The sequence below is a fragment of the Succinivibrio dextrinosolvens genome (assembly GCF_900116345.1).
Classification (GTDB): Bacteria; Pseudomonadota; Gammaproteobacteria; order Enterobacterales; family Succinivibrionaceae; genus Succinivibrio; species Succinivibrio dextrinosolvens_B.
Genome location: NZ_FPAH01000085.1, coordinates 1 through 1,959 on the forward strand (window position 1 = coordinate 1; position 1,959 = coordinate 1,959).

General features: G+C 29.8%; 2 protein-coding genes. Both read left to right on the forward strand.

Translation table 11 applies throughout. The features are described 5' to 3' along the window. Positions 1–422, forward strand: a 422-nt coding sequence (locus tag BM308_RS13090) for a DDE-type integrase/transposase/recombinase (protein WP_373604451.1), incomplete at its 5' end; no start/stop codon positions are given. Positions 423–1,424: 1,002 nt separating this feature from the next. Then, a complete protein-coding gene (locus BM308_RS13460; RefSeq protein ID WP_177214463.1) occupies positions 1,425–1,853 on the forward strand; it encodes a hypothetical protein in 429 nt (142 codons plus the stop codon). Positions 1,854–1,959: the final 106 nt, after the last annotated feature.

A 1,959-nucleotide genomic window follows, 5' to 3' on the forward strand; every position in this document is an offset into this window, starting at 1 on the left:
GTACCAGGTCCATCAGAATGCATCATGAATTGAAGAATAAAGGCTTTAGGGTGTCTCACAGAAGCCTTGTGTCAAAAGGTATTTACCACAAGTACCATCGTAAGTATATAAAAACTACGGACAGCAACCATAACCTAGCCAGAGCAGAAGACCTTGTAAAAAGACAGTTTGATTCTTTTAAAGTCAACGAAGCCAGGTGCGGTGATATTACGTACATTCCTACAGAAGGAGGGTGGCTTTATTTAGCCTCAGTAGTAGATCTAGGATCAAGATGCCTCGTTGACTACAAATTTGGTCCAACTATGGATACTAATCTGATTTTTGATTCCTTAATGATGGCAATCGGGGATGAGAATCCTTCATTTGGAACAATATTTCACTATGCTCAAGGTTCCCTGTACTGCACTTGTCTGTTTCATTAGCATCTGACTTCAATTGGCTTCTGGTGCTTAATGGGACACAGAGGATAATGTTGGATAGCGCTGTTGGAGATGAATTTGCTCTAAATAAAAATTTCGGGGTCGTGATTTATAACGAAAGAAGATATAAGTTTAATTTTTGGCTGTTTTCTAGGGAAGGGGATTTCTCTATATGCCTTCAATTTTACTAATCGTATCATATAATTGAGAATTAATATCGTGTACATTTATATTAAAGTAAAAGAATTAATATTTGATTTACTTTTTCTATTAATTATAACAAACCAAATTTTATGTAGATTCTTTCCTTTTATGAATTTTTTGGATGAATTGATTTTCTTTTTCTGTCTATGTTCGATATTTGTTTATTCAAGGCAAATTAACAAGAATATTTTGTTAATTCTATTTTGTTTGGTGGTAATTCTTCTATGTGGTATTATCTCAAATGCTATCATAGGATATCAGGAAAATATAATAGCAATCTTTAAGGACATTATTTTATTCCTTAAATTCCCTATCACTTTTATTTGTGTATTAATTTTTCATAAAAATTTAGTTAACCACATTAACGTCAATCACATTTTATACTTAATCATCATATATGTTCAAATATTGTTTTTCTTTGCTATTATCTCATTTTTTAAAGATATTGGAATGTCCCAAAACTATGATATAAGGTACGGCATTATTCCATACCAGTTCTTGTATTCTCATCCTACATTCCTAGCATATGCATTAGTTTTTATTTCTATAGTTTTAGTCGGAATAATACCAAATAAAAGAGATTATTTTATATTGCAATTGCAAATACTAGTTCTACTGTTTTTAACAATGAGAAATAAAGCATTTGCATATATTTTTATGTATTATTTTATTGTATATCTTTCCCCAAGGAATAAAGACATTAGTCCTATATATATTATATTGGCTTCAATAATAGCCACTATATTCTCATTAGAAAAAATATATCTATACTCAACTTTTACATGGTCTCCAAGAGCACAAATGTATTCAACTGCTCTGGATATTGCAAAATCTTTTTTCCCGTTTGGATCTGGATGTGGATCTTTTGGAAGCTCTATTTCAGGGGAATACTATTCATTTATATATTATTTATACGGAATAAATGAAAAAATACCACAAGATTCTTATGAAACTTTAAGTGATTCTCAATTGCCTTATTATTTGGGGCAATTTGGTATGTTTGGTGTGTGTTTATATTTATTAGTGATTATCTTGTTTTTTAAATATAGCAAGTCTATTTTTCTTTATTCTTATAATAAATATAAATCTGTTTATTTAATGTTTGCTTATATTGCTATAGCTTCATTAGTTGAGTCGATTTTAACAAATGAATCTGGCTCGACAATTGCTTTATCCTTGATTTTTTGTGAAAAAAATCTGATAAAACACAACAAGTTATCATATCTTTGAACAATAGCAAAACTGAACTAAGGATCAGTTATAGGAATATTTTATCCCCCTTATATTTAAAATATCGTAAGAGGGAAAAATATTGCAAAGGAAATCCGCTAGTTAT